This is a genomic window from Embleya sp. NPDC056575, assembly GCF_042793325.1.
In the GTDB taxonomy this organism is placed as follows: domain Bacteria; phylum Actinomycetota; class Actinomycetes; order Streptomycetales; family Streptomycetaceae; genus Embleya.
In genome coordinates this window covers 18,145-43,452 of the sequence record NZ_JBHTVA010000037.1, presented here as the reverse complement: position 1 = coordinate 43,452, position 25,308 = coordinate 18,145, and the positions used below count along the sequence as shown (strand labels likewise).

Sequence of the window (25,308 nt, the reverse complement as noted above, 5' to 3'; positions counted from 1 at the left end):
ACGTGATCGACGCCCGCCGACCGCTCACCGCGGTCGGCGGGCGTTCGTCGTCCCGGACCGGTCGGGCCCGCGCCGAGGGTTGTCGAAATGTGCCCCTGTGCACGTCCAGAGCTGTGCAAAAAGGGGGCCCCGGGGGGTCGGGGGCGTGGCAAGGTTGAACGCGAATGTACGACGATCAGGAGGATTCGATGGGGGTCACCCTCGCCAAGGGCGGAAACGTCTCGCTGAGCAAGGCCGCACCCAACCTCACCAATGTGCTGGTGGGTCTGGGCTGGGACGCGCGCGCCACCACGGGCGCCTCGTTCGACCTGGACGCGAGTGCGCTGCTGTGCGGTGGGGCGGGCAAGGTGCTCGGCGACGACTATTTCGTTTTCTACAACAACCTGAAGAGCCCCGAGGGGTCGATCGAGCACACCGGTGACAACCTCACCGGCGACGGCGACGGTGACGACGAGGTGATCCTGGTCGACCTGACGGCTGTCCCGGAGCAGGTCGAGAAGGTGGTTTTCCCGGTCTCCATCTACGACGCGGAGATGCGCGGGCAGACCTTCGGCCAGGTCCGCAACGCCTACATTCGGATCGTGAATCAGGCGGACAACAACGAGCTGGCGCGTTACGACCTGACCGAGGATGCGTCAAGCGAGACTGCCATGATCTTTGGAGAACTTTACCGTTACCAGGGGGAGTGGAAGTTCCGCGCGGTAGGGCAGGGGTACGCTTCGGGCCTGCGGGGGATCGCACTCGACTTCGGCGTCAGCGTGCAATGAGTACGCGCTGACGGTGTGTCAGGGTCGGTCACCCGGTGGGGCCGGCCCTGACGCCTTTTCCGAGGACTCTCGGATGGGGGACGAGGACCGGTCTTCCTGATGACCCACCCGGAGATTGCAATCCCAGGTAGATAAGGACCTCATCCGTGGTAATCCGTACGTTCGGCTGGTCGTTCGCGGTGACGGCGGTCGGTCTCGCCGTCGCCGCCTATTTCTGGGGGGCGACCGGATTCGGCATCGTGCTGATCCTGTCGATCCTCGAGATCTCGTTGTCTTTCGACAACGCTGTAGTAAATGCCACGATCCTCAAGAAGATGAATGCCTTCTGGCAGAAGATGTTCCTGACGGTCGGCATTCTCATCGCCGTCTTCGGCATGCGTCTCGTCTTCCCGCTGCTCATCGTGAGTCTCACCGCGGGGATGAGCCCGACGGATGTGGTCGACCTCGCGTTCCACGAGAACAAGATGATCGACGGCATGACCTACGCCGATCACCTCGACGAGGCGCACCCGGCGATCGCCGCTTTCGGTGGGCTGTTCCTGCTGATGATCTTCCTTGACTTCATGTTCGACGAGGAGCGCGAGCACCACTGGGTCGGCCCGCTGGAACGGTTCACCGGCAAGCTGGGCAACTTCGACGTGCTGTCCACCCTGATCGCGCTGATCACCCTGGTGGTCGTGGCGCAGTCGCTCGCGCCCGCGCACAAGGAGGGCACGGTCATGGTGGCGGGCGTGCTCGGCCTGATCGCGTACCTGGCCGTCGGCGGGCTCTCCGACTACTTCGAATCGCACGGCACGCTCGGCGAGATCAACGCCGAGGAGGACGAGGACGAGGACGCCGAGGAGGGCGCCGGGGCGGTCCAGGCCGCGCGCAGCGGCCCGAACACCGCGCAGCTCGCCGCCGGCAAGGCCGCGTTCTTCATGTTCCTCTACCTCGAGGTGTTGGACGCGTCGTTCTCCTTCGACGGTGTGGTCGGCGCGTTCGCCATCACCCAGGACCTGCTGATGATCACGCTGGGTCTGGGCATCGGCGCGATGTACATCCGGTCGCTCACCGTCTACCTGGTGCGCCAGGGCACGCTGGACGACTACGTGTACCTGGAGCACGGCGCGATGTACGCGATCGGCGCGCTCGCCGGCATCCTCCTGGCGTCGATCAAGTGGGAGATCCACGAGGTGATCACCGGCGTGGTCGGGGTGGGATTCATCGGCGTCGCGCTGATCTCCTCGATCGTCCGCAACAAGCGCATCGGGCACGTCCCCGGGCAGAACGGCGAGGCCAAGACCAAGGCCGGGGTCGCCTAACCACCCGGCGGCACGTCCCGCGAGCACGACCGGTACCGCGTCCGAGCATCCGTCGGGCGCGGTACCGGTTTTTTCCGGCCCGGTTATGTTGTGTACTGAAGCCGCCACCACGCGTACGCGGGCTCGGGATCAGGGGAGGGCTTGATGCCGCTTTTCGACTGGCGTCGGGGATTGATCGAACGCGAGCCGGACCACGGCGGGCACAAGGTCGCGCTGACCCGCTCGACGCCCGAGGTCTCGCTGACCCAGGCGGGCTCGGCGACCGGCACGCTGCGGGTCAACCTGCACTGGAACCCGCAGGTCGAGCAGGCGCCGCCGCGGCAGCGCAGCGGCGGGCTGTTCCGGCCGCTCGCCGTGCAGTCGCCGCCGCTGCCGCAGAAGATCGACCTCGACCTGGGCTGCATGTGGGAGATGTCCGACGGCTCCAAGGGCGTGGTCCAGGCGCTCGGCAACCTGTACGGGCAGTTCAGCCAGCCGCCGTACGTGCGCCTGGACACCGACGACCGCTCCGGGTCGGCGTCGGGCGAGACGCTGTTCATCAACATCGACCAGGCCCGCAACGTGCGCCGACTGCTCATCTTCGTCTACATCTACGAGGGCATTCCGGCGTTCGACCAGGTCAACGGCGTGGTCACGCTGTTCCCGAACGCGGGTCTGCCGATCGAGGTGCGGTTGGACGAGCACGCGCGCGAGGCGCACACCTGCGCGGTGGCGGTGGTGGAGAACCACGGCGACGACATCGTGGTCCGCCGCGAGGTCCGCTACGTGCACGGCTATCAGGCCGAGCTGGACCGCGAGTACGGGTGGGGTCTGCTGTGGGCGCGCGGCTACAAGTGAGCCGCGGGCGCCGGTGATGCGGTGCGCGGGGTGACCCGGTCCGTCGGCGGACCGGGTCACCCGTGCGTGAGGCGGGTCAGCCCTGGAACTGCGGGCCCTGCGGCGGCGAGTCCAGACGGCGCAGTTGCGGCGGGCCGCCGTGGCCCTGGGGCGGGGTGCCCTGGTGCGGCTGCGGGGGCATGCCCATGCCCTGCGGCGGGGTCATGCCCGGTTGGTACTGCCCGGGCGGCTGCGGGGCGCCGTGGGAGGGCGTGTACGGGCCCGGGGGCTGCGGGGCGCCGTGTGCGGGCGTGTAATGCCCCGGAGCCGGGAGCTGCGGGCCGCCCGGAGGCATGTGCATCACGCCCGGCGGGGTCTGGAAGGCGACGCCGTGCGAGGGGGTGCCGGGAGGCTGCGCGAAGCCCTGCGGCGGGGTGCCGCCCGGGCCGGGCGGCGGCGGTACGGGCGCGCCGGCGGAGGGCGTCTGCGGGTAGCCCGGGGGCGGGCCGCCGAACGTGTGCGGGGCCGGCGGCGGCGGGATCGTCGGGCCGTCGTGGCGCGGCGGGGGCGGCACCGAGGCGCCGCCGTACGGCGCGTTGCCCGAGACGGGCAGCACGCCCTGGGGCGGCGCCGGCTGCTGTCCCGCGGGCGGGGCGGGCAGGGGGCCCCGGTCGTATTGCGGCAGCACGGCGGTGGGCGCCGCGTCCTGGTAGGTCGGCTGCGGCTGCGGCGCCGGGGGGTTGCCGAAGGCCGGGGCCGGCGGCGGGGCCGGTGCGGTGGGCGGCGACTGGTGCACCGGCGGCAGCGGCGCGGGAGCCGGGGCCGGCGGGGCGCTCGCGGGGGCCGGTTCGTCGTCGACGCTGATCCCGTAGTCGGTGGCCAGACCGGCGAGGCCGCTCGCGTAGCCCTGGCCGACCGCGCGGAACTTCCACTGGTTACCGCGCCGGTAGATCTCGCCGAACACGAACGCGGTCTCGGTGGTCGCGCCGGTGATCGGGAAGTTGAGCAGCTCGCCGCCGCCGTCGACGTCGTACAGTCGAAGGACCAGACCGGGCACCGCGCCGATCGTGCCGCCGTCGGCGGACGCGGCCACGATCACGTGTCGGACATCCGGGGTGAGCGCGGCGACGTCCACGCGGACGCCGTCGGTGCAGCGGTCGGGGGCGGCGTGCTTGCCCTCGTGGACGACCGTGCCGGAAGGGTGTCTGGGCTGGTTGTAGAAAACGAAATCGTGGTCGCCGCGCACCTTGTCGTCCGCGCCGAGCAGCAGGGCCGAGGCGTCCATGTCCGGGACACCGGCTCCCGGCCGCCATTCGAGGACCACGCGCACGGACCGGGCGGGGAGGGCAGTATTCGCTCCCTTGGACATCACCTGGGTCATGTCCCCATCCTGCCGTCCCGACGGAGTCGGGCTCAACGTGGGTCGGTGCCGTGACGATTGTGTGAACACATGGTCCTATAACCGGATCGTACGTCTTCGATTTTGCTTTTCGGTTACCGTAGGCAGCACCTGCCGGCGGCTCACCGGCTTGGCGCGTAATGCGCCTTTCGATACATCCGGGGCGGGTACGGGTTCCCTTCCCGACGCGCCTGTGTCATCACCACCGACGGTCGAGGGGGATCAGATCACGATGCGGCATTTCGGCTACCTGGACGATGCGGTCCGCGACCATCTGTTCCACCGCGAGCCGCAGACGTTCGACCGGGACAGCGATGCCGCCGTGCTCGCCTCGGCTCTCGGCGCGACCCTGTACAGTCCCGCCACGCGCGCGACGCTCGCGAAGGACATCGCCAAGCAGGCCGCCCGCGGGGTGATCTCGATGGTGTTGTGCCTGGAGGACTCGATCGACGACCGCGAGGTGGTCGGCGCCGAGCAGAACCTGGTCGAGCAGTTGGCCACGTTCGCCGGCTCCGGGGCCGAGGGGCCGCTGCTGTTCATCCGGGTCCGCCACCCCGAGCAGATCACCGACCTCGCCGAGCGGCTCGGCGACACGCTCGGCGTGCTGACCGGATTCGTACTGCCCAAGTTCGAGCCGGACAGCGGCGCGCGCTACCTCAAGGCGCTGGACGAGGCGATCACGATGAGTGGTCGCCGACTGTTCGCGATGCCCGTCCTGGAATCGCCGTCGATCGCCTACATCGAGCACCGGCGGGCCGTGCTCGCCGAACTCGCCGAGCTGATCGCCGTGCACCGCGAGCGCATCCTGGCGGTACGGATCGGGGCCACCGACTTCCAGTCCGCGTACGCGCTGCGCCGCTCGCGCGATCTGACCGCCTACGACGTGCACCTGGTGGCCCAGCTGATCGGCGACATCGTCAACGTCTTCGGTCGGGCCGACGGCACCGGACACGTGATCAGCGGGCCGGTGTGGGAGTACTTCCCGCAGGGCGAGCGGCTGTTCAAGCCGCAACTGCGGCGCACGCCGTTCGCCGAGGCGGAGGACCCGGAGGCGGTCGAGCTGCGCACCCGGCTGATCTCCGCCGACCTGGACGGGCTGATCCGCGAACTCGAACTGGACAAGGCCAACGGCCTGCTCGGCAAGACCGCGATCCACCCCAGCCACGTGGCGGTGATCCACGCGATGTCGGTGGTCACGCACGAGGAGTACTGCGACGCCGGCGACATCCTCGCGGAGAGCGCGGCCGGCGGCGGGGTGCTGCGCTCGGCGTACACCAACAAGATGAACGAGGTGAAGCCGCACCGCGCGTGGGCGCAGGCGGTGATGCGCCGGGCGCACGCGTTCGGCGTGGCCCGCGAGGACGTCACATTCGTGGACCTGCTCGCGGCGGGGGTCATGGAGTGAGCCGGCGGCCGGGGCGAACGCCCCGGCGGGATCGGTCGATACGGGGCAACGAGGGAAGCGGGTTCGTGCGTGACGCAACATCGGATGGAAACCTGGTCGGGAGGGTCGGGCGGGCCGGCGGAGTCGGGCGGGTCGACGGATACGGCGACCTGGTCGGGCAGTTGGGTCGCCCAGCGGCTCGACGTGGCGCTTGCCGGGGACGGGCTCGACGCGCTGGTCGGGCTCGCGCTGCGGCGCAACCCGCGCCGGGCCCACCTGCTGGTGTCCACCGTGTTGGGCAAGCACGTCCCGCAACTGCCCGAGGTGGTGCACGACGCGGGCCGCGACCTGGGCATGCGCGTGGCGCGCGTGCTGGCCGACGAGCCGACGCCGGTGGTGCTCGGCTACGCGGAGACCGCCACGGGCCTGGGGCACTGCGTGGCCGAGGCGCTGCCGGGGGCGGCCTACCTGCACTCCACTCGACGTCCGGTGGCCGGGGTGGACCGGTTCGGCTCCTTCGAGGAGGAGCACTCGCACGCCACCTCGCACCTGATCCTGCCGCGTGATCGCGAACTGCTCTCCGGGAGCGGGCCGTTGGTTCTGGTGGACGACGAACTGTCCACCGGGCGCACGGTGTCCAACACGATCCGGGCACTGCACGCGGTCGCGCCTCGGGCGCACTACGTGATCGCCGCGCTGATCGACGTGCGCGGTCGCGCCGACCGGGCCGAGTTCGAGGCCTTCGCGGCCGAACTCGGCGCCCGGGTGGACGTGGTGGCGCTCGCGGCCGGCACCGTCGACCTGCCCGAGGACGTGCTCGCGCGCGGCACCGCGCTGGTCGCCGCGCACGAGGCGGGCGGGCCGGCGGACGAGCCGCCCGGCACGGTGCGCACCCTCGACCTGGACTGGCCGGCCGACCTGCCCGACGGCGGGCGGCACGGGTTCACCCAGGCCGACCAGGACACCCTGGAGCGGGTCCTGCCCGCCCTCGGCGCGGCGCTGGCCGGGCAGGTGGTGGGCCGGCGGATCCTGGTCCTCGGCTTCGAGGAACTGATGTACACGCCGCTGCGGTTGGCCCGCGCGCTGGCCGAGCACGTGCCGGCCGGGGTCGAGGTGCGCTACTCGACCACGACCCGCTCGCCGGTGCTGGCCGTGGACGATCCGGGCTATGCGATCCGTACCCGGCTGCAATTCCCCGCCCACGACGATCCGGCGGACGGGCCCGGCGAACGCTACGCGTACAACGTCGCGGCCGGCGCCGATCCCCGGCGGCGCTTCGACGAGGTGCTGATCGTCGTCGACTCGGTCGCCGACACCCCCGAACTGCGCGCGCCCGGCGGGCTGTTGGACGCGCTGTCCCGGGTCACCGACCACGTCGGTCTGCTCGTCGTCCCCTCCTTCACCCCCGAGGTGCGCAGGTCATGAACCACCAGTCCGTGAACGATCGGCCCGATGCGGCCGGACCCGACACCGGGAAGCTGCCGGAGCCGCTGTACGGTCCCGCGTTCTCCTCCTACGCCGCCGACGAGGTCGCCTGGCTGCTCAAGGACCTGTCCGCGGTCGAGCTGGAAGCGCCGCTGGAGGAGCGCGAGGAGGCGATCCAGCACGCGGGCGCGCACTACGCCGAGTCGCTGCCCATCGAGTACCAGCCCTCGCCCGAGTACCAGGCGTTGTTCCACGCCGCGCTGGACGCCTCGGCGGAGCGGATCGCGCACGCGGTCGGCGCGGTCACCGAGACCATCCTCGCCGAACGCGGCCGGGACGCGGTGCTGGTCTCGCTGGCCCGCGCCGGCACCCCGGTGGGCGTGCTGATGCGCCGCTGGGCCCGGCGCGCGCACGGCCTGACGCTGCCGCACTTCGCCGTGTCGATCGTGCGCGGACGCGGCATCGACACCACCGCGCTGCGTTGGCTGGGCCGCGAGTTCGACCCGTCGCGGATCGTCTTCGTGGACGGCTGGACCGGCAAGGGCGCGATCACCCGCGAGTTGTCCGACGCGCTGGACGTGACCGCGGCGACCACCGGCATGCGGTTCGATCCGGAGTTGGCCGTGCTCGCCGACCCGGGTTCGTGCGTGCGTACCTACGGCACCCGGGACGACTTCCTGATCCCGTCGGCGTGCCTGAACTCGACGGTGTCCGGGCTGGTCTCGCGCACCGTGCTGCGCGACGACCTGATCGGGCCGGACGAGTTCCACGGCGCGAAGTTCTACGCCGAGTTGGCCGGCTCGGACGTGTCCGGGCTGTTCCTGGACGCCGTCGCCGAACGGTTCGACGTGGTGGCCGAGGACGTGGCGCGCGACCAACCCGTGCTCGCCGCGAGCGACCGCACGCCGACCTGGGCCGGATGGCGCGCGGTCGAGCGGATCGGCGCCGAGTACGGGATCGACAACATCAACCTGATCAAGCCCGGGGTCGGCGAGACCACGCGGGTGCTGCTGCGCCGGGTGCCGTGGCAGATCCTGGCCCGCGAGGGGGTCGGCGCGGAGCTGGACCACGTGCGGATGCTCGCCGCCCAGCGCGGGGTGCCGGTGATCGACGTGGACGACCTGCCGTACTCGTGCGTGGGTCTGGTCAAACCGGGCTTTCGCCGGGACGGGAGCGCCGCGTGAACGTGCTGGTGGCCAGTGACCTGGACCGGACCCTGATCTACTCCAAGGCCGCGGCGCGGCTGGGGTTGGCCCCCGAGGAGCCGACGCCCGAGCTGGTGTGCGTGGAGGAGTACGAGGGCGCGCCGATGTCCTTCGTCACCCGCCGGGCCGGCGAGCTGCTGGCCGAACTCGCCGAGCACAGCACCTTCGTGCCCACCACCACGCGCACCCGGGAGCAGTACGGGCGGATCGTGCTGCCCGGTCGGGCACCGGAGTTCGCGATCTGCGCCAATGGCGGCCACCTGCTCGTGCACGGCGAGAGCGACCCGGACTGGCACGCGGGGGTGCGCAAGACGCTCGCCGCGAAGGCCGCGCCGCTGCCGGAGGTGATCGCCCACCTCGAAGTGGTCGCCCGACCCGAGTGGACGCTCAAACTGCGGGTGGCCGAGGACCTGTTCGGCTACCTGGTGGTGGAACGCGAGGCGCTGCCGCCGGAGTTCGTGCCGGAGCTGACCGAGTGGGCGAACGCGCGCGGCTACGGCGTCTCGCTCCAGGGGCGCAAGCTCTACCTCGTCCCCGACGCGCTGACCAAGGGCGACGCGGTGCGCGAGGTGGCCCGACGGGCCTCCGCCGACGCGGTGTTCGCGGCGGGCGACTCGCTCCTGGACATCGAACTGTTGCGGGCCGCGGTCGCCGGGGTACGGCCCGGGCATGGCGAACTGGCCGACAGTGACTGGTCGGCGCCGCATGTGGAGGCGTTGGCCGCGATGGGGCTGTCCGCGGGGGAGCGGATCGCGGAGTGGCTGCTGGAGCGCAGTCGGAGTCGGCCGGTGGTCGGCGCGTAGGGGCCGGCGCTCCGGCGCGGCGGGTTGGCGCACCTGTTTCGGAGGATCGGGGCCGGGGCCGGTGGTGCGCGGCCCGGCCGGGCTCGACTTCTCCATCTCGCACGCGGGGGAGCGGATCGCCACCGTCGAGGGCACGCTGTCCAGCGCCGAGCCGGCCGCGCGGGACCGGCTCCCGGCGCGCCTGCGGGCGGCCGACGCGATCACCCGGTGGACCCGCGAGGAGGCATTGCTCAAGGTGTACGGGCTCGGTCCGACCGTCGATCCGCGCCGGTTGACGGTGTCCGGCGTGGGCGAGCCGCCCCGATTGTTGGACTGGCCGGACCCGCCGGAGGTGGCGGGGGTGTCGGGCGACCTCGTGGCGGTCGACCATCCGGCGCCGGGTCGTACATCCGCACCGCGGGCAGGATGCGGTGCGGATGTACGACCTGGCGCCGGGTGTCGGCTGTGCGGCGACGGTGGCGCTGCGCGGACACGGTGCGCGAGTGCCGGCCGGACGCGGTTTCGACGCCGGGTGGGGTGGCGCGGGGCGGAGTGGCGCCGGACCGGTCAGACGCAGGCGCCGCGGACGGTCAGTAGTTCGGCGCGGGCGTGCAGCTGTCGGCCGCACTCCATGTCGAAGGTCAGCTCGAAGCCGTCGCGCGCGGCGCGCACCCGGGTCAGCGCGACCTCGGTGAACCGGTCGAGCGCGCCGCACAACTCGTGCATGACCACCCCGGTCGAGGACAGGCCGAGCACCGTGCCGTCGCCGAGGGTGACCAGGTCGCAACCTCGGTTGCCGGCCGCCGCCTGGGCGTCGGTCACCCGCAGCGGACCGCGCCCGAGCGAGTGCAGCCAGCTGACCGCCCGGTGATGCAGCACCGCGCGCTCCTCCTCGTAGGCGACGGCCATCATGCGGTGCATGTCGGTCATGTCGTCGGTGTGCAGGGGCAACACCGGAGCCGTCCGCGGAGCCCGGCGCAGCGCGCGCAGGCAGGGCGGCACCAGGACGAGGAGAAACACGAACAGCAGCATCAAGAGCACGGGCATGTGCGACTTCCCGGTGTCAGCATCGTGGTCGCCGGCGCGGTGCGCGGGATCCGTCCCCGGCGCCTCGGCTCTCCGCCCCGAGCGCCCGGGGTCTCGCACCCGAGCGCCACGGGGTCTCGCCCCCGTGAAATCGGGACCAAGGTCCCGAAGACGGCCGGTCCGTCGACTTTAAACCTTGAATTTCGGGAAAGTGGCCACCGGTGCCGATTCTTTACCCGACCGGTCGAACGTGGCGACGAAATCGCTACGTGGAGTTGCCGAATGTGCGCCGACTGCGGAAAATGTCAGCTTTCGGGCGGCCGATGATCGCTGTGCGTAGTGTCCGGGTTTGGCGTCAGTGCGGGCCGGGGCCGGCCCGGTCCTCGCGGATCACCTGCACGGTGGCCGCGACCTCGGCGCGGATGTCCCGGGTCTCGCTGAGAAAGCGCCACCAGTCGGGGCGGGGCTGTTCCGGCTCCGCGGCGATCGCCTCCAGGCGGTACACCAGCGCGTCCAACCGGCGGGCGTAGCGCTCCTCGGCGTTGGCCCGGCCGCCGAGGGCGAGCCGCTGGGCGTCGCGCAGCGCGAATCGGGTGCGCTCCAACTCGGCCTCCGGGTCGCGGGCCACCTCCTCCAGCGCGTGCAGCCGGTCGTTGACCGAGGCCATCGCCTCGTCGGCGTCCTTGAGGGTGGCCCGGGCGGTGGCGAGCCGGCTGACCGCGTCGGCGTACTCGCCGCGCCCGGCCGCGGCGCCGGCCTCCTCCAGGCGGCTGCGGGCCACGCCCAGGGACTGGCGAGTGCGCGCCGGGACCTGCTCCAGGTCGGCCCAGCAGGACTGTACGTAGTCGCGGCGCAGCCGGTGCAGGGCCGGCTCGATCGTGCCCAGGCGGGATTCCAGAGCCTGGGCGCGGGTGCGCAGCGAGGACAGCCGGTTGGTGACCTCCTCGCGCTGCCTGGGCAGCCGCTCGGCCTCCGCGCGCAGCTCGCCGGCCGCGGTCTCGATCCGCCGGGCCACCTCCAGCGTGCCGGGGATGCCGAGCGCGGCCGGGCCCCGGTCCAGCTCGGTCAGGTCGGCGCGTACGGCGGCCAGTCGGGTGGTGAGTGTGGTCGAGCCGAGGCCGGCCCGCTGGGTCTCGGCGACCGCCTGTTCGGCCTCGGCGGCGGCGCGACGGGCCCGGTCCACGGCGGGGGGCAGTTGGCCGAGCGCCTGTTCGGCGTCGGCGAGCAGCGGGCCGAGCGAGGTGCCGAAGCGGTCCAACTCCTGGCGCACGGCGTCGAGCCGGCTCGCAACCTCCGCCAACTCCCGCCGGGCGGACTCGTACTCGTCGGTCTCCAGCTCCACGTCGAGCGGATGCCGGTCCATCAGCGCGATGTAGGCCGCGCTCGCCTCGTCGATCCGCAGGCTCACCGCGGCGAAGCCGCGCAGCGCGTCCTCGGTGCCGCGCGCGCCGCGCACGGCTCGGACCGTCTCCAGCGAGAGCATCATGTCCCGCTGTGCGGTGTCCAGCTGGAGGAACGCCTCGCCCGCCGCCTCGCGCGCGGCCAGCGCGGCCGAGCGGGCGGCGTCCTTGCGCCGGCGCCACGGGCGGGTCTCGCCGCCGGCGAACGCGCCCGGGAGCAGCGCCAAGAGCAGCGGCGCGAGCGTGATCGACAGGGGAAGGCCGCCCCCGAGGGACCGTCGTGCGGATCCGACCACCACGCCTGCTCCCGTCACCGTGTGAACTGTGCGCACTCCATCCTGCCCATCCTTCCAGGTGCCGTCCGATGGAGGTCCACCAACCGTCCCTTCGGCGCGTGTCCGGGGTCGGACGAGGCGCTCGGGGGCGGTGTGGGGGGTGGGCCGTCGGGCCTGGTGGGGGCGGGTGCGTGGGCGTGGGGTGTGGGCGTGGCGCGCCCGGCGGTCTTGTGGGTGACCGCCGGGCGGGGTGTGACGGGGTGGTACCGGTGGGGCTTCGGTCAGAAGGTCACGTCGGAGCAGGAGTAGAAGGCGTTGTCGGTGTCGTCGATGTCCCAGACGGCGAAGATCAGCGCGCGGCCGGTGCGGCCGGCCGGGAGGGTGCCGGTGTGCACCTGGTGCGCGGCGGGCTGGGCACCGTGGTAGGGGACGGTCAGGAACGGGGTGCTCTCGATCTGGGCGCGGCTGATCGGAGTCGCGGGATTCCAGCTCGGCTTGGTGATGTAGTAGCGGAACGACGTGGTCGAGTGCCGGGCCTCGATCTCCCAGGTGAAGCTGAACGAGGCCCCGGAGGTGAGCGGGGTGGCCGGCCAGGCGCCGTTGCGGGGGTTGTCGAGCGGGGCCCAGCGGCCGTCAGCGCCGGCGCACAGCTGCCCGTCGGGCGGTCCGCCCGCGGGGTAGCCCTTGGGGCCCTCGACGCTCTGCGGCTCCCACTGGATGTCGCCGCAGCGCTTGACCTTGCCCTCGCCGCACAACGCGGAGCGGCTGGCCGGGCTGGAGATGTACCCGTGGGCGGAGGCGGAGGACGCCGGCAGCAGGAACGGCAGGGCGAGCACCGAAGCGCTCAGCGTGGCCAGAATGGTGCTCTTGCGCATCGAACTTCTCCTCGTGAACGCAGTCGTGCCGGGACGGGCAGACTCGTTCGGACGCGGCCTCGAAACGGTCCGCGCGCGTGCGCACGTGCGCCGGAGCGCGGATGTCGCGAGTCGATGGGACGTCGACATCCGCATCCGAACGTGGAACCACACGATCCGGGTGCGGATCGTGTCGGGTGCGACCTGCGCGAGTCGCGTGCCTTCGTTACCGGGGGCGCTCTTTCACGCTAGAAGCGGTGATTCCGGTCGGTCAATGGTCTGGACCACGTACGGCACAAATTGGCTAACCCGGATCGGGGCCGTCGACGGCGCGGGTGGGCGGCGGCGTCGGTCACGGGCTCAGCCGGCCGGGTCGGGGATCGGGACGGCCGGGCCGGAGACGCGGACGCGGGGGTCGTGTTCGTCGAGGTCGACGGTGAGTACGCCGGGGCGGCCGAGGTCGTCGCCCTGGTGCAGGGTGAGGGTGGCCCGCGCGGGGACCAGGGACAGGGCGCGCAGGTAGTGGCCGAGGGCCGCCGCGGCGGCGCCGGTGGCCGGATCCTCGATCACGCCGCCGACCGGGAAGGGGTCGCGCACGTGGAAGGTGTCCGCCGAGGTGCGTCGCACCAGTTGCAGCGTGGTCAGGTCGCGGGCCCGCATGAAGGCGGCGAGGCCGTCGAAGTCGTAGTCCAGGTCGGCCAGGCGGGATCGGGTCGCGGCGGCCAGGATCAGGTGGTGCGCACCGGCGTAGGCGTAGCCGGGTGGCAGTTCGGGGTCGAGGTCGTCGGCGCTCCAGCCGAGCAGGGCCAGCGCCTCGGCGACGTCGGCGGCCGGGGCGGGGGTGTGGTGCGGCTCGACGCTGGTGAGCGTGGCGCGGAGCCGGCCGTCGGGGCCGGGGGTGACGTCGACCGGGACGAGGCCGGCCGGGGTGGTGAAGGCGAGCGGTCCGGGGCCGATGCGTTCGGCGAGGGCGATCGCGGCGGCGATGGTGGCGTGGCCGCAGAAGGAGACCTCGGCGAGGGGGCTGAAGTAGCGGACGGTGTAGGTGCGATGGGCTTCGGCCGGGGCTTCCGCTGTGGCTGTGGCTGTGGCTGTGGCTGTGGCTGTGGCTGTGGGTTCGGGTCCGGCTTCGGTGCGGGTGAGGAACGCTGTCTCGGAGTAGCCGAGTTCGGCGGCGATCGTGAGCATGTCCCGGTCGGTCAGGGCGCCGGCGTCAAGGACCACGCCGGCGGGGTTGCCGCCGTTCGGGTCGGTGGAGAAGGCGGTGTAGCGAAGTGGGGCGGCGGCGGTGATGGGTGCCGGGTCCGATGTCGTCATGTCGCAGGGCAACGTTGCCGGGTGGCGGGACGATTCCCGCGACCGCCGGCGGGTCGTGGGGTCAGGCGTGGGCGGCGAGTTGCCAGAACGCGCGCATCACGGCGGGCGGAGTGGGGCCCGCGAGTTGCACCTGGGTGAACAGGATGGCGGTACTGCCGGTCGCCGGGACGATGTGGGCCGTGGTGCCGGTGCCGCCGACCCATCCGTAGCGGCCGGGGACGTTCCACGGGTTGACGGCCTCGATGTCGACGGAGCCGCCGAAGCCCCACCCCTGGCCCTCCAGGAACAGGTCGGTGGCCTTGCGCTGCACCGGGGTCAGGTGGTTGGTGGTCATCCGGCGGATCGACTCCGGGGAGAGCAGACGCCGCCCGGCGACGGTGCCCTCGGCGAGGAGCAGGCGGGCGAAGGCGTGGTAGTCGTCCACGGTGGAGACCAGGCCGCCTCCGCCGGACGGGAAGGCGGGTGGGGTGCTCCACTGGCCGGTGGGACCGTCGACGGTGCGGAGGGTGCCGTCCGAGTCGGCGAGGTGGCAGGTGGTGAACCGCTCCAGGTCGGCGGGCGGTACCGCGAAGCCGGTGTCGACCATGGCGAGTGGTTCGAACAGTCGTTCGGCGAGGAATTCGGGCAGTGGACGACCGGACGCCCGGGCGATCAGTACGCCGAGGATGTCCGAACAGGTGTTGTAGAGCCAGGCCTCGCCCGGCTGGTGGAGCAGCGGGATGCCGGACAGCCGCGCCATCCACTCGTCGGGCGCGGGGACCTGTTGCGGCTGTGGCGGACCCTGGCCCAGCTTCTCCATCAGCGGGGCGAGCGCGGGCAGCGAGAAGTCGCTCGGGAAGCCGTAGCCGGCCCGGAAGGTGAGCAGGTCGAGCACGGTGATCGGACGATCGGCGGGGACCACGTCGTCGATCGCGGCGGTGGGTGTGCGGACCACGCTTCGGTCGGCCAGTTCCGGGAGGAGGTCGTCCACCGGGTCGTCCGGGGTGATCCGGCCGTCCTCGATCAGCATCATGGCGGCGGCGGCGACGACGGGCTTGGTGAGGGACGCGATGCGGAAGATCGAGTCCCGGGCCATCGGGGCGGTGCCGGCGGTGTCGAGGGAGCCGGCGGCCCGTACCTCGACGCGGTCGCCGCGGGCGATCAGGGCGACGGCGCCCGGGAGTGTTCCCTCGGCGATGTGGGTTTCGAGCAGCGTTCGCAGGTCGTCGGGAGTGTTCGAATTCATCGGATCGGCTCCTCGGGGGCGATGTGCGGGTCGGCTGCGCGTGCGCGCGGAGGGCGTGGGGTGCGGTTCAATATCGTGGCTTCGGAATTCAACTGCCTTGGCGTGGAACGTACTTCATGTTCCGGGCGAATTTCCGTGACGCGCCGTGGGGTCCACTGCGTTCTATCTAGTGGGTGAGCGGGCGGCATGCGGCGCGGTCCGGCGGGTTGCCGGTCGCGCTCCGTGGTCGCGCCCGTATCCGGCACGGAAGGGTACGGAACGGAACGGAACGGCCGCCCGATCCGAGTCGGGAGCGGGCGACCTGCCGACACCGCTCGGGGCGGGGCACGACACGTGGTGGAACGGATGTCTAGGAGACAGCAGGCCGATGGGATCCCCGGGTTCTGAGGAGCAGCAGTTGGCCGCCGCGATGCGCGGGGCGGCGACCGAATTGATCCCGCCCGCGGGGTTGGTCGCGGGCGGGATCACCCGGGGGCGACGGATGCGCCGGGCGCGTCGGATGCGGATCGGCGCGTCGGCGCTGGCGGTGGTGGCGCTGGGCGGGGCCGCCGCGGTGGTGCTCCCGGGGATGGACGACGGCCGGTCGGCGGTACGGGCGACGTCGGGGCCGGCGGGCGTGCAGAGCGGTGCGCCCGGGCCGAGTACGAGTCCTCCTCCCGATCCGGCGACCGTTGCGCCGGCGGGCAAGGAAGTCGTCTCGCCGCAGGAGATCGTGCGGATCCTGCGACAGATGCCGATGGGCGACAACATGCGGGACCCCACCGGGGCCGGGATCGTGCCGAAGACGGGGGACCCGACTTCGGTGGGTGCGTTCGCCGCGATGCTGGTGGTGACCAACAAGGGAGCGGCGACGCTCACGGTGACGGTGCAGGCGAGCGGTCAGGATCCCGCGGGTGACGACTGCGCGGCGGTACGGAAGGTGTACCGCCTGTGTGATGTCTTCGTGGAATCCGACGGTACGCACGGCTACCTCGCGCAGACTCGGCCCGAGGGGCAGACGGCGGATCCCGGCAGCAAGGAACCCTCGGCATGGGCCGCGCAGGTGATCCGGCGCGACGGTGTGCGGGTTTCGGCGACGTCGACGTCGAGGATCGACGTCGGGATCGTGGGGATGCCGGGGTACGCGATCGTGTCGATCAAGCAGCTTCGGGACATCGTGATGTCGCCGAGTTGGGCGCTCTGGGTCGCTCCGGAGATCAATCTGGCCGCGCGGGCGAAGATGCTCGATTTCCGGGGACAGGCCCCGACCGGCACTCCTCGGACGCCGTGGAATCGGGACCTGCCGGGCAGCACCGCGCTCCCGCCCGTGCCGACGGGTGAGCCCTCGCAGTTGCCGGACGCGGGCGGGGGGAGCGGGGGCGTGAGCGGGGGCACGAGCGCGGGGCGGTAGGTGGTTGGTGGTTGGTGGTGTTCAGCTCAGGCGGGTGCAGAGGAGGGCGTCCGGGGTGCCGGATGAGCCGACTCGGCGGGTGAAGGCGACGCCGGCCGCGTACTCGTCGGCGTTGCACTGACCCTTGTACGCGCCGGAGGCGAACTCACCGCCTGTGCCGTTGGTGCCGTTCGCCGGGCGGTTGTCGCCTCGGTCGAACCACAGGGTGCGGGCCCGGGTGCCGAGCGGGGCGCCGGCGGGTCGGGTGCACAGGGCCGCGGAGACGCTCGCGCCGCGCACGCTGTACCCGGTGATCGCCATGCCGGTGGGGCACTGGAGCTTGGTGTAGCCCGTCGCCCAGTCGTCGCGCACGTACGATTCGTCGCGCACCACCGTGGTCTCGGCACCCGGCGCGCCGAGGTCGGGGCCGCCGATCGTGGTGCACAGGCCCCGGTTGCCGGTGTGGGCCAGGCCGATGATCCGCTCGCCGTCGGGGCATACGCCCTTGCGGGCGCCGGAGTCCCAGTCCGGTCGGGCGCGCATGCGCAGGGACGGTTGGGCGTCGGTGCTGCCCAGGTCGAGCATGTTCCACCGGGCGGACGGGGCGATCGGGCCGGTGCGGCCGGCGGCGCCGATCAGCCTGGTCCAGGCGGCGGCGCGCCAGTCGTTCGGGTCGTCGAGGATGCCGCTGCGTACGCCGTTGGGGTCGTAGCGCAGGAGGGCCCAGGAGTCTCCCCGGCCGTTGCCCTTCCAGCCGAGCAACGGCCAGTAGGCGAAGTCGAGATCGCGTGCGACGAGGTAGTCGGTGAAGTTGGCGAACCAGGCCCGCGCGGCCGGGTCGGTCTCCTCCGCGCCGGTGCCGAACTCGCTGATCCAGACGGGGGCGGTGTGGTGTTGCCCGTCGGTGGTCACGTATTGCGCCGATCGGTCTATCTCCGCGAACAGTTGATCACGCGTCAGGTCCTGGTAGCGGGCGTCGTGGGTCTCGCCGGTGCCGTACGCGCCGCTGTGGTTGGGGCCGGTGTACCCGTAGAAGTGCGCCGAGTAGACCAGCTTGTTCGGGTCGACGAGGGTGTGCGACAGGGTGCGGACCGGGGTCAGGGTCGGGCGGCCGTGCGGCAGGCCGTCGAGCGGGATGCCGGTCCAGTTGATGCCCTCGACGATGATCAGCAGGTCCGGGTTGGCCTCGGTGAGGATGCGATTGCCCGCCAGGAGGGAGGCGGCCTGCCAGTCCTTGTCGTTGCCCCAGCCCCAGTTCGGGTCGTCGGTGATGTTGCGGCGGACCTCGTTGTACAGGTCGGCGCCGACGACCCGCTTGTTGGTTCGGTAGCGGCTCGCCATGGTGACCCAGTCGTTCGCCCAGTCGGTGGTGCTGCGCGAGGTGTTCCAGCGTTCGTTGCCGTCCAGGCCGCAACACCAACGGGTGGTGCCGGTGTGGTTGTTCAGCACGACCGCGAAGCCGTCGGCGGTCAATGCGGCGACCACGGCGTCGAAGACCTGGAGCGGGGTCTTGCCGCGCAGTTCGGGGTTGGCGGCGACTGCGGCGTCGGGCACGGGGGTGCTCGCGTGCACCATTTCGTTGGAGAAGGGCAGGCGGATGCTGTTGACGCCGACCGCGTGGAAGCCGGCCAGGATCGACGGCAGGCTCGCCCGATCGAGGCCGAGCGGCATGCCGTTCGCGTTCTCGCCGCTGTGGTGGTTGGCGGGGTCGGCGATGTCGCCGGAGCCGTTCCAGGTGCCTTGGGCGCCCGCCCAGTTGGCGGAACGCAGCTTGAATCGTTGTCCGTTGGCGTCGACGATCCAGCGGCCACTGGCGGAGAGGGGGGCGGCCCAGGAGGCGGTGGTCGGGGCGGCGGGGGCGGAGGCGGTTGGGGCGGAGGCGGTTGGGGTGGCTGGGGCGGCGGCGTCGGCTTGGGTGGTGCTCAGGAGGCCGCCGGTGAGCGCGGTGACGGCGGTGCACGCGGCGAGAGCGGCGCGGACGAGCGGTCGGTGCCGGTTGCGATGCATGAGTACCTGCCTCGGTCAGGGGTTTCGGAACCGGCCCGTGCAACCGCCCTACGACGACAGCACCGGCAGCCCCGCCTCGACACCCACGTCCACGCGGCCCCGGCCAACCAGGCCGGCCCGCGAGGCAGCGGACGAGCCGTGCCCATGCCCGTGCACGGCCACAGCCGCTAGACCCTCCCACCCCAACCCAACGAACTCCAGCCCCACCCAGCCACCCCCGAGCCCCCCCACTTCGCCCACCTTGGCCCCGCCACCCCACGACGTGACCACCCCCACCCCGATCCGGCACGACGCACCCCCGCGGATTCGGTAGGCTGTCCTCTCACATCCGGGCGCATAGCTCAGTTGGTTAGAGCACTGCTCTTACAAAGCAGGGGTCGACAGTTCGAGTCTGTCTGTGCCCACTCGAAATCAAGCCCAGGTCAGCGCGCTGACCTGGGCTTTTTCATGTTCCGGGCCGGTGCCCCCGCCGAGTGGAAGGCCGCGTGGGGTGGCGTGTGTGCGCGATATCCCGATGCGGTTCCCGCCCACTCGGGCGGGGGCGGAGCGAAACGGACACCTTGGCAGCTGTATCGATCCACGGAACAGCCCCGAGCGTGCCTGTCGGTCGTGCTCGCGCACGGGGGCACCCGGATTCCGGGCAGAGTCATGTTCACGGGCGGTGAAACGCTGAGCACACGGTCGGTGGTGGCGTGACCGGGCGCACGGTGGTCACGCCGGTTGGAGTTGCGGTTCCGGTTGCTCCGCCGGCGCGGTCTTCGGGTCCCACACGTTGGTGGTCCACACATAGGCGCAGATGACCGAGATCATCGCCAGAACAAGCAGTGGTCCAAACGCCCACGGATAGCTCGCCATCTCCATCGGCAGATAGCGGTACGACACCAGGAGCGCAGCGAAAACCGTCGCGCCGTAGACGACCAGACGAATTCCTTGCCAGTCCCAGCCGCGGTCGAGTGAGCGCATTGCGGTCTCGATCGTGAGCGCGAATACCACACCGGCCACGAGGTCCACGCCGTAGTGGTAGCCGAATCCCAGCGTGGCCGCGAGCGTGGCGATCAGCCAGAACGTTCCTGCGAATCTGATAAACCGCGAGCCCTTGCGAGAGTGAACGAAAATTATGGTGGCCCACGCCGTGTGCAGGCTGGGCATGCAGTTGCGAGGGGTGATGTCGTCGAACTGCATCGGGAGTGGCGTACTGATCGACGGCACCGCGTTCGGCCACAGGTCGGCCACTGCCCAGGGCCCGCCGTCGGGGCCGTATGCGAAGACCGGTCCGACCACCGGGAAGATCATGTAGATGCCCGGCCCGAGCAGGCCGATGGCCAGGAAGGTGCGCACCAGGTGATGGCTCGGAAAGCGGCGCTCGACCACCACGTTTCGCAGTTGGTACAGCGCGACGATCGCCGCTGCCAGGGGAAGTTGACCATAGACGGTGCCGAGGACATGGGTGCTGATCGGGTCGGTGGCCGCGACCATCCGGCCGGCCAGCCACGACGGGTCGTTCAGCGCGTGATCGGCGGTCGCCACGTACTGGTCGAGCACGGCCGGGCGGGTCTCCGACGTGATGAGCAGCCAGGTGGCGCCGGTCTTGTGGCCCGCCACCAGTAGCAGTCCCAGTCCGGCGCCCTTCAGCATCAGGACGCGTTCCCGGCCGGTGCGGCGCGTGAGAGCAAAGACCGCACAGCCGAAAATCACCCACAACGCGCCGTTGCCGTAGTTCATTCTGGCGTCGACCACCCACCGCACCAGCCAGAAGGCGATGTCGATGCCGATTGCCGCACCCACCGCGATAAACCGTTGCCGCCAGGTGAGAACCACCATCGTCAACGTCAAACCGGCATACAGCAGCTGCCCCGAACGGGGAGCGAATATCACCTCGCGCGCCTGGCCGGTGATCGGCCCCGGTAGCCCGTAGCGACGTGCGAAAATCTCCATCGTGATGAGAAATCCGAGGACCGCAACCCCGGCTGCGCCCCACCGAATCGCCTGCGGTCGGCGCCGCACGGCGACCATGGTCCTGCCACTTATTCGCGAGACTGTTCGCGGTATTATGGATGTCAATTACTTGGCCGATTCATTAGATTTTGGCAACATATCGAAGTCCGCTGGAGCACTGAAGCCGTGCTCCAATATCGCAGCCACGGCTCGCCCGCGTTCTCGGGGGTGTTCGACGCGGGCCCCCGGCTGTTCATCACGTCGTTGCGATTCGCCGACCGTCGACGGGTAGTGTCCCGCCTCGGCTGTCGACCGGGAGAGGGAACGGCGAAGTCGAGTCGTGACCCGACCCGCCCCACCCGGTCGACGACGACACGGCCCGCTCGGCCGCGACACGGGCCCGTGCGACTCGGCGGTGCCGGCCGACGAGACGCTGGTCATCCCGGACACGGTGGTGCAACGGACGCCGATACCACCGCTGTTGCCGGCGCTACCCGGCCTGGAGTCGGCCTGCCACTACCGGACGCCGCGGTCACCTCTTTGTTCCCCGAGTCGTCACAGGTGTAGGTGGGCGTGGTGAGGGGGCGTGGGAGGTGGTTGTGCGTGGATGTGTACGAGGCCGTGGCGACTCGGCGTGCGGTGCGCGGTTTCACCGGCGATCCGGTTCCGCGGGAGGTGCTGGAACGGGTGTTGTCCGCTGCGTCCCGGGCGCCTTCCGGGGCCAATCTTCAGCCCTGGAACACCTACGTGCTGACCGGCTCGGCGTTGGATCGGCTCAAGAAGCGCACCGCCGAGCGGGTGGTCGCGGGTGATCCCGGAGACGCGCGGGAGTACGAGATGTACCCGTCCGAACTGGGCGCGCCCTACCGCGAGCGGCGGTTCGCGGCTGCCGAGCAGCGCTATGGCGCGCTCGGCATTTCGCGTCGGGACACGCGGGCGCGTGCACAGGCCGTGACCGCGAACTGGGACTGCTTCGGGGCGCCCGCCGCGCTCTTTTGCTTCATCGACCGCGAGATGGGATCCGCCCAGTGGGCCGATCTCGGCATGTATCTCCAGACGGTCATGCTGCTGCTTCGCGCGGAGGGCCTGCACAGTTGCCCGCAGATGGCATGGTCGGTGTATCGGGCGACCGTCGCGGAGGTCGTGTCACCCCCGGAGGGGCTGATTCTGTACTGCGGCATGTCGATCGGCTTCGAGGACCCGACCACGCGTCCCTTCCGCACGGACCGGGCCCCGATCACCGAGACGACGACCTTCATGACGGACTGATCCGCTGTGTCGTGGTGGTCAGGGATTCGATGTGGGTTGTGCCGCTGTCGGTGAGGACCTCGGTGAGGGTCTGGGCCGGGCGGATCGGGGTGAAGGTGGTTTCGCTGGTCGGGGTGGTGCGGTAGCCGTGGATGGCCGGGCGGGGGAGCGAGTTGTAGGAGAAGTGGGTGGACAGGGAGTAGGCGCCCGTGTCGTGGAGGGCGAGGATGTCGCCCGGTTCGAGTACGGGCAGGTCGCGGGCGATCGCCGAGAGGTCGCCCGCGAAGCACAGCGGGCCCGCGATGTCGTGGGGTTCGGTCGGGCCGGACTTCGGCCGGCCCTTCGCGTCGAACGCGTCGATGCGGATCGGCCACGCCTCGGGCATCGACATGGCGCGGGTGAGGATCTGGCCGCCCGCGTGGGTGACCGCGATGCGTCGGCCGCCGGTGGTCTTGGTGTATTCGACGATCGACGCGACGGTGCCGTTCTTGGCGAAGATCGAGCGGCCGAACTCGGTGATCAGGTCATAGCGGCCGTCGAACAGGGTCGGTACGGCCCGGCGCAGCTCGGCGACGTAGTCCGCGAAGGTCGGCGTGTCGGTGTCGTCGGCGAAGTTCACCGGCAGGCCGCCGCCGATGTCCAGACCGGTGACCCGGCGCTGCCCCGTCTCGGCGTTCACCCGCTCGGCCAACGCGTGGGCCGCCGCCACGCCCTCGGCCATCAGCGACAACGGGCAGCCCAGCGAGCCGACATGGGTGTGGATGCGGGTCAGCCACGGGTGGCGGACGAACGCCTGGACGACCGCCTCGGTCGCGCCCTCGTCGCGCAGCGCCACGCCGAACTTCGACGTCGCCGTGGCCGTACTCGTGGAGTCCACCGAACCGCGGCCCACCTGGGGGTTGACCCGGATCCCGAGCGGCGCCGGCGCGGGCCCACCGGCGAGCAGGGCGTCGACGCGGGCCAGTTCCTGGAAGTTGTCCACGTTGAGCGCGATGCCGTGGGCGAGGGCGAACTCCAGCTCCGCGACGGTCTTGATCGGGCTGTCGTACACGATGCGCTCGGGCGGGAAGCCGGCCGCCAGCGCCAGCCGCAACTCGCCGGGTGAGGCGACCTCGCAGTCCATCCCCGCGTCCGCCATCAGCCGCATCACCGGGGCGAGGGCGCACGCCTTGGCCGCGAAGGCGTGCCGGACCGGGGCCGGGGCGAAGGCCGCGTGCAGCTTGGCGACCGTGTCGAGCAGCCCGTCCACGTCCAGCAGCCCGACCAGCGGTTCGGCCGCGCCCAGCAGCCCCTGCCGCACGGCCGCCGCCACCGCCGCGTCCCGCGCCGTGCGCCGCCGCCGAGCCGCATCGGAAGTCGTCTCCACCGGATCTCCTCGTCGCTCGTGGTTCGTCGCTCGTCGTTCGTCGTCAGCCGCGTGCCCACGCCCGCCTCGCGGGGGCATCACCGTACGCGCCGCCCCGGCGGACACCCGCCCAGCATCCCCACCCCGGCCGCGCCGAACATCGTCGAGCGCGACGAACCGTCGGCCCGACGTTGTGGCGGGCGACGACCGCGCCCTGCCTCTTCACCGCGGTCGTTTCGGCGGCGCGGCTCCGCGGCGGTTCGGACCGGCCCGCCTCGCGCGACCCACCCACCGACCCACCCGCGCCGGACCGATCCGGTGCGCTGTTCGCGTCATCATTCGGTCGCGTCGTGTGGTTGCCCGGCGTATCCCTCGTTACTACCGTGTTTGTTGAGTCTTCAAGGGACCAGACGCCACGCCGCGATTCTCGGCCGCGGCCGGACCGTTCAGCGCCGCCCCGCCCCGTCGGCACCCGCACCCGCACCCGCACCCGCGCCCGCGCGGTCCCTGTACCTCGCCGCGCCCGCACGCCCCCGCGCACTTCCCGCAACTTCGTCCCCATCCGTCCCCACCGGTCTCCGGGCCCGTCCTCGCCCGGAGCGCAAGGAGAGTTCGATGACCTACGTCTCCGCCACGCCCCCCGGCATCCTCGACTACCTGGTGATCGGCGCCGGCCCCGCCGGGCTCCAGATCGCGCAGTTACTCCGGGCCGCCGGGCACGGCTACCGGGTCCTGGAGAGTGGCCGCACTCCGGGCACCTTCTTCCGCACCTTCCCGCGGCACCGCAAACTGATCTCCGTCAACAAGGTGTACAACGGCACCGACGATCCCGAACTCAACATGCGGATGGACTGGAACTCGCTCCTGTCCCCGGATCCCGAGCTGTTGTTCACCCGGTACAGCAAGCGCTACTTCCCACACGCCGACGACCTCGTGCGCTATCTGGCCGACTTCGCCGCCGCGTTCGAGCTGGACATCGCCTACGACACCCGGGTCGAGCGGATCGGGCGCCGTGCCGACGGCGGATTCACCGTGACCGACCAGCGGGGGACGCGACACCACGCCCGACGGCTGATCGTGGCCACCGGACTGACCCGGCCCAACACCCCTGATATTCCGGGCATCGAGACCGCCGACGACTACTCGACGGTGTCCGTGGACCCGGAGGACTTCGTCGACCGGCGGGTCCTGATTCTCGGCAAGGGCAACTCCGCGCTGGAGACCGCGGACAACCTCCTGGAGACCGCGGCGGTGATCCACGTGGCCGGACCGCACTCCATCCGGCTCGCCTGGAACACCCACTTCGTCGGACACCTGCGCGCGATCAACGCCAACTTCCTCGACACCTACCAACTCAAGCTGCGCAACGCCGTGTTGGACGGCCGCGTGTTGTCCGTGGACAAGGGCGGCGACGCGGGGCGCTACCGGGTGCGGTTCGCGTTCTCGCGCGCCGACGAGGTGGTCAAGGAACTCCACTACGACCGGGTCATCGTCTGTACGGGCTTCCGCTTCGACGCCTCGATCTTCGCCCCGGACTGCCGCCCCGAACTCGCCATCGACGACCGGTTCGCCGCCCTGTCCCCGGCCTACGAGTCGGTGAACGTACCCGGCGTGTACTTCGCCGGCACCCTGATGCAGCAGCGCGACTTCAAGAAGTCCACCGGAGGCTTCATCCACGGCTTCCGCTACGCCGTGCGCGCGCTGAGCCACATCCTCGACGAGCGGTACCACCAACGACCCTGGCCGCACCGCACGTTGCCGGCCACGCCCGCGGCGCTCGCCGATGCCGTGGTGGCCCGGGTCAATCGCAGCTCGGCGCTGTGGCAGCAGTTCGGCGTGATCGGCGACCTGATCGTGGTCGACCACGACGGGCGTGCGCACTACCGCGAGGAGGTGCCGGTCGACTACGCGCACGAGAGCCGATCGCCGGACGGCGGCGACTACTTCACCATCACCCTCGAGTACGGGCCCGACCACGACAAGGTCGACCCGTTCGACATCACCGTGCGCCGCACCGCGCAGAACTCGGTGGACGGTTCCATCGACGCCGCCTATCTGCATCCGGTGATCCGGCACTTCCGGGACGGTGAGTTGTCGGCCACGCACAACATGACGGAGAACCTGGAGAACGAGTGGGACCACCCGCAGGTCCACCACGCCCCACTCGTGGCCTTCCTCGCCCGCGAACTGGACCGGCGGCCGAGCCCGGCCGGGCGGTGAGCGGG

The 25,308-nt window shown here is 71.3% G+C and carries 17 protein-coding genes, 1 tRNA gene and 1 pseudogene; 10 read left to right on the top strand and 9 right to left on the bottom strand.

The features are described from left to right. Positions 1-188: 188 nt before the first annotated feature. The 3 genes from ACFRCG_RS27465 to ACFRCG_RS27455 all read left to right on the top strand — a co-directional run bounded on the left by ACFRCG_RS27465 (position 189) and on the right by ACFRCG_RS27455 (position 2,908). Positions 189-767, top strand: coding sequence for a TerD family protein (locus ACFRCG_RS27465; RefSeq protein WP_126642955.1), 579 nt, complete (start codon positions 189-191; stop codon positions 765-767). Positions 768-913: 146 nt separating this feature from the next. Continuing rightward, the gene (locus tag ACFRCG_RS27460) at positions 914-2,071 is read left to right on the top strand and encodes a DUF475 domain-containing protein (RefSeq protein WP_380036246.1); all 1,158 of its coding nucleotides are present in this window, start codon (positions 914-916) and stop codon (positions 2,069-2,071) included. 144 nt (positions 2,072-2,215) lie between these two features. Next, a complete protein-coding gene (locus ACFRCG_RS27455; RefSeq protein WP_078975205.1) occupies positions 2,216-2,908 on the top strand; it encodes a Tellurium resistance in 693 nt (230 codons plus the stop codon). A 76-nt stretch (positions 2,909-2,984) separates the two neighbouring features. Here ACFRCG_RS27455 and ACFRCG_RS27450 read toward each other — a convergent pair whose 3' ends face one another. Further along, positions 2,985-4,268: a TerD family protein gene (locus ACFRCG_RS27450; RefSeq protein ID WP_380036244.1), complete on the bottom strand. Its 1,284-nt coding sequence runs from the start codon at positions 4,266-4,268 to the stop codon at positions 2,985-2,987. Between the two features lie 250 nt (positions 4,269-4,518). Here ACFRCG_RS27450 and ACFRCG_RS27445 point away from each other — a divergent pair, with 250 nt between their 5' ends. From ACFRCG_RS27445 to ACFRCG_RS27435, 3 genes and pseudogenes are all read left to right on the top strand, one after another. Next, a complete protein-coding gene (locus ACFRCG_RS27445) occupies positions 4,519-5,691 on the top strand; it encodes an HpcH/HpaI aldolase/citrate lyase family protein (protein WP_380036242.1) in 1,173 nt (390 codons plus the stop codon). Positions 5,692-5,775: 84 nt separating this feature from the next. Continuing rightward, a pseudogene (locus ACFRCG_RS27440) lies at positions 5,776-8,279 on the top strand (phosphoribosyltransferase). After that, positions 8,276-9,103 (top strand): HAD family hydrolase, encoded by an 828-nt coding sequence (locus ACFRCG_RS27435; protein ID WP_380036240.1) that lies wholly within the window; start codon positions 8,276-8,278, stop codon positions 9,101-9,103. The pseudogene ACFRCG_RS27440 and the gene ACFRCG_RS27435 overlap by 4 nt, the downstream one beginning before the upstream one ends. 546 nt (positions 9,104-9,649) lie before the next feature. On the opposite strand, the gene ACFRCG_RS27430 is transcribed toward ACFRCG_RS27435, so the two are convergent. The 5 genes from ACFRCG_RS27430 to ACFRCG_RS27410 form a co-directional block, all read right to left on the bottom strand. After that, positions 9,650-10,129: a hypothetical protein gene (locus tag ACFRCG_RS27430; RefSeq protein WP_380036238.1), complete on the bottom strand. Its 480-nt coding sequence runs from the start codon at positions 10,127-10,129 to the stop codon at positions 9,650-9,652. 334 nt (positions 10,130-10,463) lie between these two features. Next, positions 10,464-11,822, bottom strand: coding sequence for a hypothetical protein (locus ACFRCG_RS27425; protein WP_380036236.1), 1,359 nt, complete (start codon positions 11,820-11,822; stop codon positions 10,464-10,466). A 242-nt stretch (positions 11,823-12,064) separates the two neighbouring features. Then, the gene (locus ACFRCG_RS27420; RefSeq protein ID WP_380036234.1) at positions 12,065-12,658 is read right to left on the bottom strand and encodes a lytic polysaccharide monooxygenase; all 594 of its coding nucleotides are present in this window, start codon (positions 12,656-12,658) and stop codon (positions 12,065-12,067) included. A gap of 339 nt (positions 12,659-12,997) precedes the next feature. After that, positions 12,998-13,954 carry a PhzF family phenazine biosynthesis protein gene (locus ACFRCG_RS27415; protein ID WP_380036232.1) on the bottom strand — a complete coding sequence of 319 codons (957 nt, stop codon included), beginning with the start codon at positions 13,952-13,954 and terminating at the stop codon, positions 12,998-13,000. A 61-nt stretch (positions 13,955-14,015) separates the two neighbouring features. Continuing rightward, entirely contained in the window at positions 14,016-15,179 is a 1,164-nt protein-coding gene (locus ACFRCG_RS27410; protein ID WP_380036230.1) for a serine hydrolase domain-containing protein, read from the bottom strand. 367 nt (positions 15,180-15,546) lie between these two features. Here ACFRCG_RS27410 and ACFRCG_RS27405 point away from each other — a divergent pair, with 367 nt between their 5' ends. Further along, a complete protein-coding gene (locus tag ACFRCG_RS27405; RefSeq protein ID WP_380036228.1) occupies positions 15,547-16,569 on the top strand; it encodes a hypothetical protein in 1,023 nt (340 codons plus the stop codon). A 21-nt stretch (positions 16,570-16,590) separates the two neighbouring features. Here the strand turns inward: ACFRCG_RS27405 and ACFRCG_RS27400 are convergent, their stop codons facing one another. Next, positions 16,591-18,555 carry a glycoside hydrolase family 5 protein gene (locus ACFRCG_RS27400; RefSeq protein ID WP_380036226.1) on the bottom strand — a complete coding sequence of 655 codons (1,965 nt, stop codon included), beginning with the start codon at positions 18,553-18,555 and terminating at the stop codon, positions 16,591-16,593. 330 nt (positions 18,556-18,885) lie between these two features. On the opposite strand from ACFRCG_RS27400, the gene ACFRCG_RS27395 reads away from it, so the two are divergent. Next, positions 18,886-18,959: transfer RNA gene (locus tag ACFRCG_RS27395), tRNA-Val, on the top strand. A gap of 307 nt (positions 18,960-19,266) precedes the next feature. Here the strand turns inward: ACFRCG_RS27395 and ACFRCG_RS27390 are convergent. Further along, positions 19,267-20,568 carry a phosphatase PAP2 family protein gene (locus ACFRCG_RS27390; protein ID WP_380036224.1) on the bottom strand — a complete coding sequence of 434 codons (1,302 nt, stop codon included), beginning with the start codon at positions 20,566-20,568 and terminating at the stop codon, positions 19,267-19,269. 525 nt (positions 20,569-21,093) lie between these two features. Here ACFRCG_RS27390 and ACFRCG_RS27385 point away from each other — a divergent pair. Then, the gene (locus tag ACFRCG_RS27385) at positions 21,094-21,759 is read left to right on the top strand and encodes a nitroreductase (RefSeq protein ID WP_380036222.1); all 666 of its coding nucleotides are present in this window, start codon (positions 21,094-21,096) and stop codon (positions 21,757-21,759) included. Here ACFRCG_RS27385 and ACFRCG_RS27380 read toward each other — a convergent pair. Then, positions 21,746-23,182 carry a diaminopimelate decarboxylase gene (locus tag ACFRCG_RS27380; protein WP_380036335.1) on the bottom strand — a complete coding sequence of 479 codons (1,437 nt, stop codon included), beginning with the start codon at positions 23,180-23,182 and terminating at the stop codon, positions 21,746-21,748. The genes ACFRCG_RS27385 and ACFRCG_RS27380 overlap by 14 nt on opposite strands. Positions 23,183-23,698: 516 nt before the next feature. Here ACFRCG_RS27380 and ACFRCG_RS27375 point away from each other — a divergent pair. After that, positions 23,699-25,303: an NAD(P)-binding domain-containing protein gene (locus ACFRCG_RS27375; RefSeq protein WP_380036220.1), complete on the top strand. Its 1,605-nt coding sequence runs from the start codon at positions 23,699-23,701 to the stop codon at positions 25,301-25,303. Positions 25,304-25,308 lie beyond the last annotated feature (5 nt).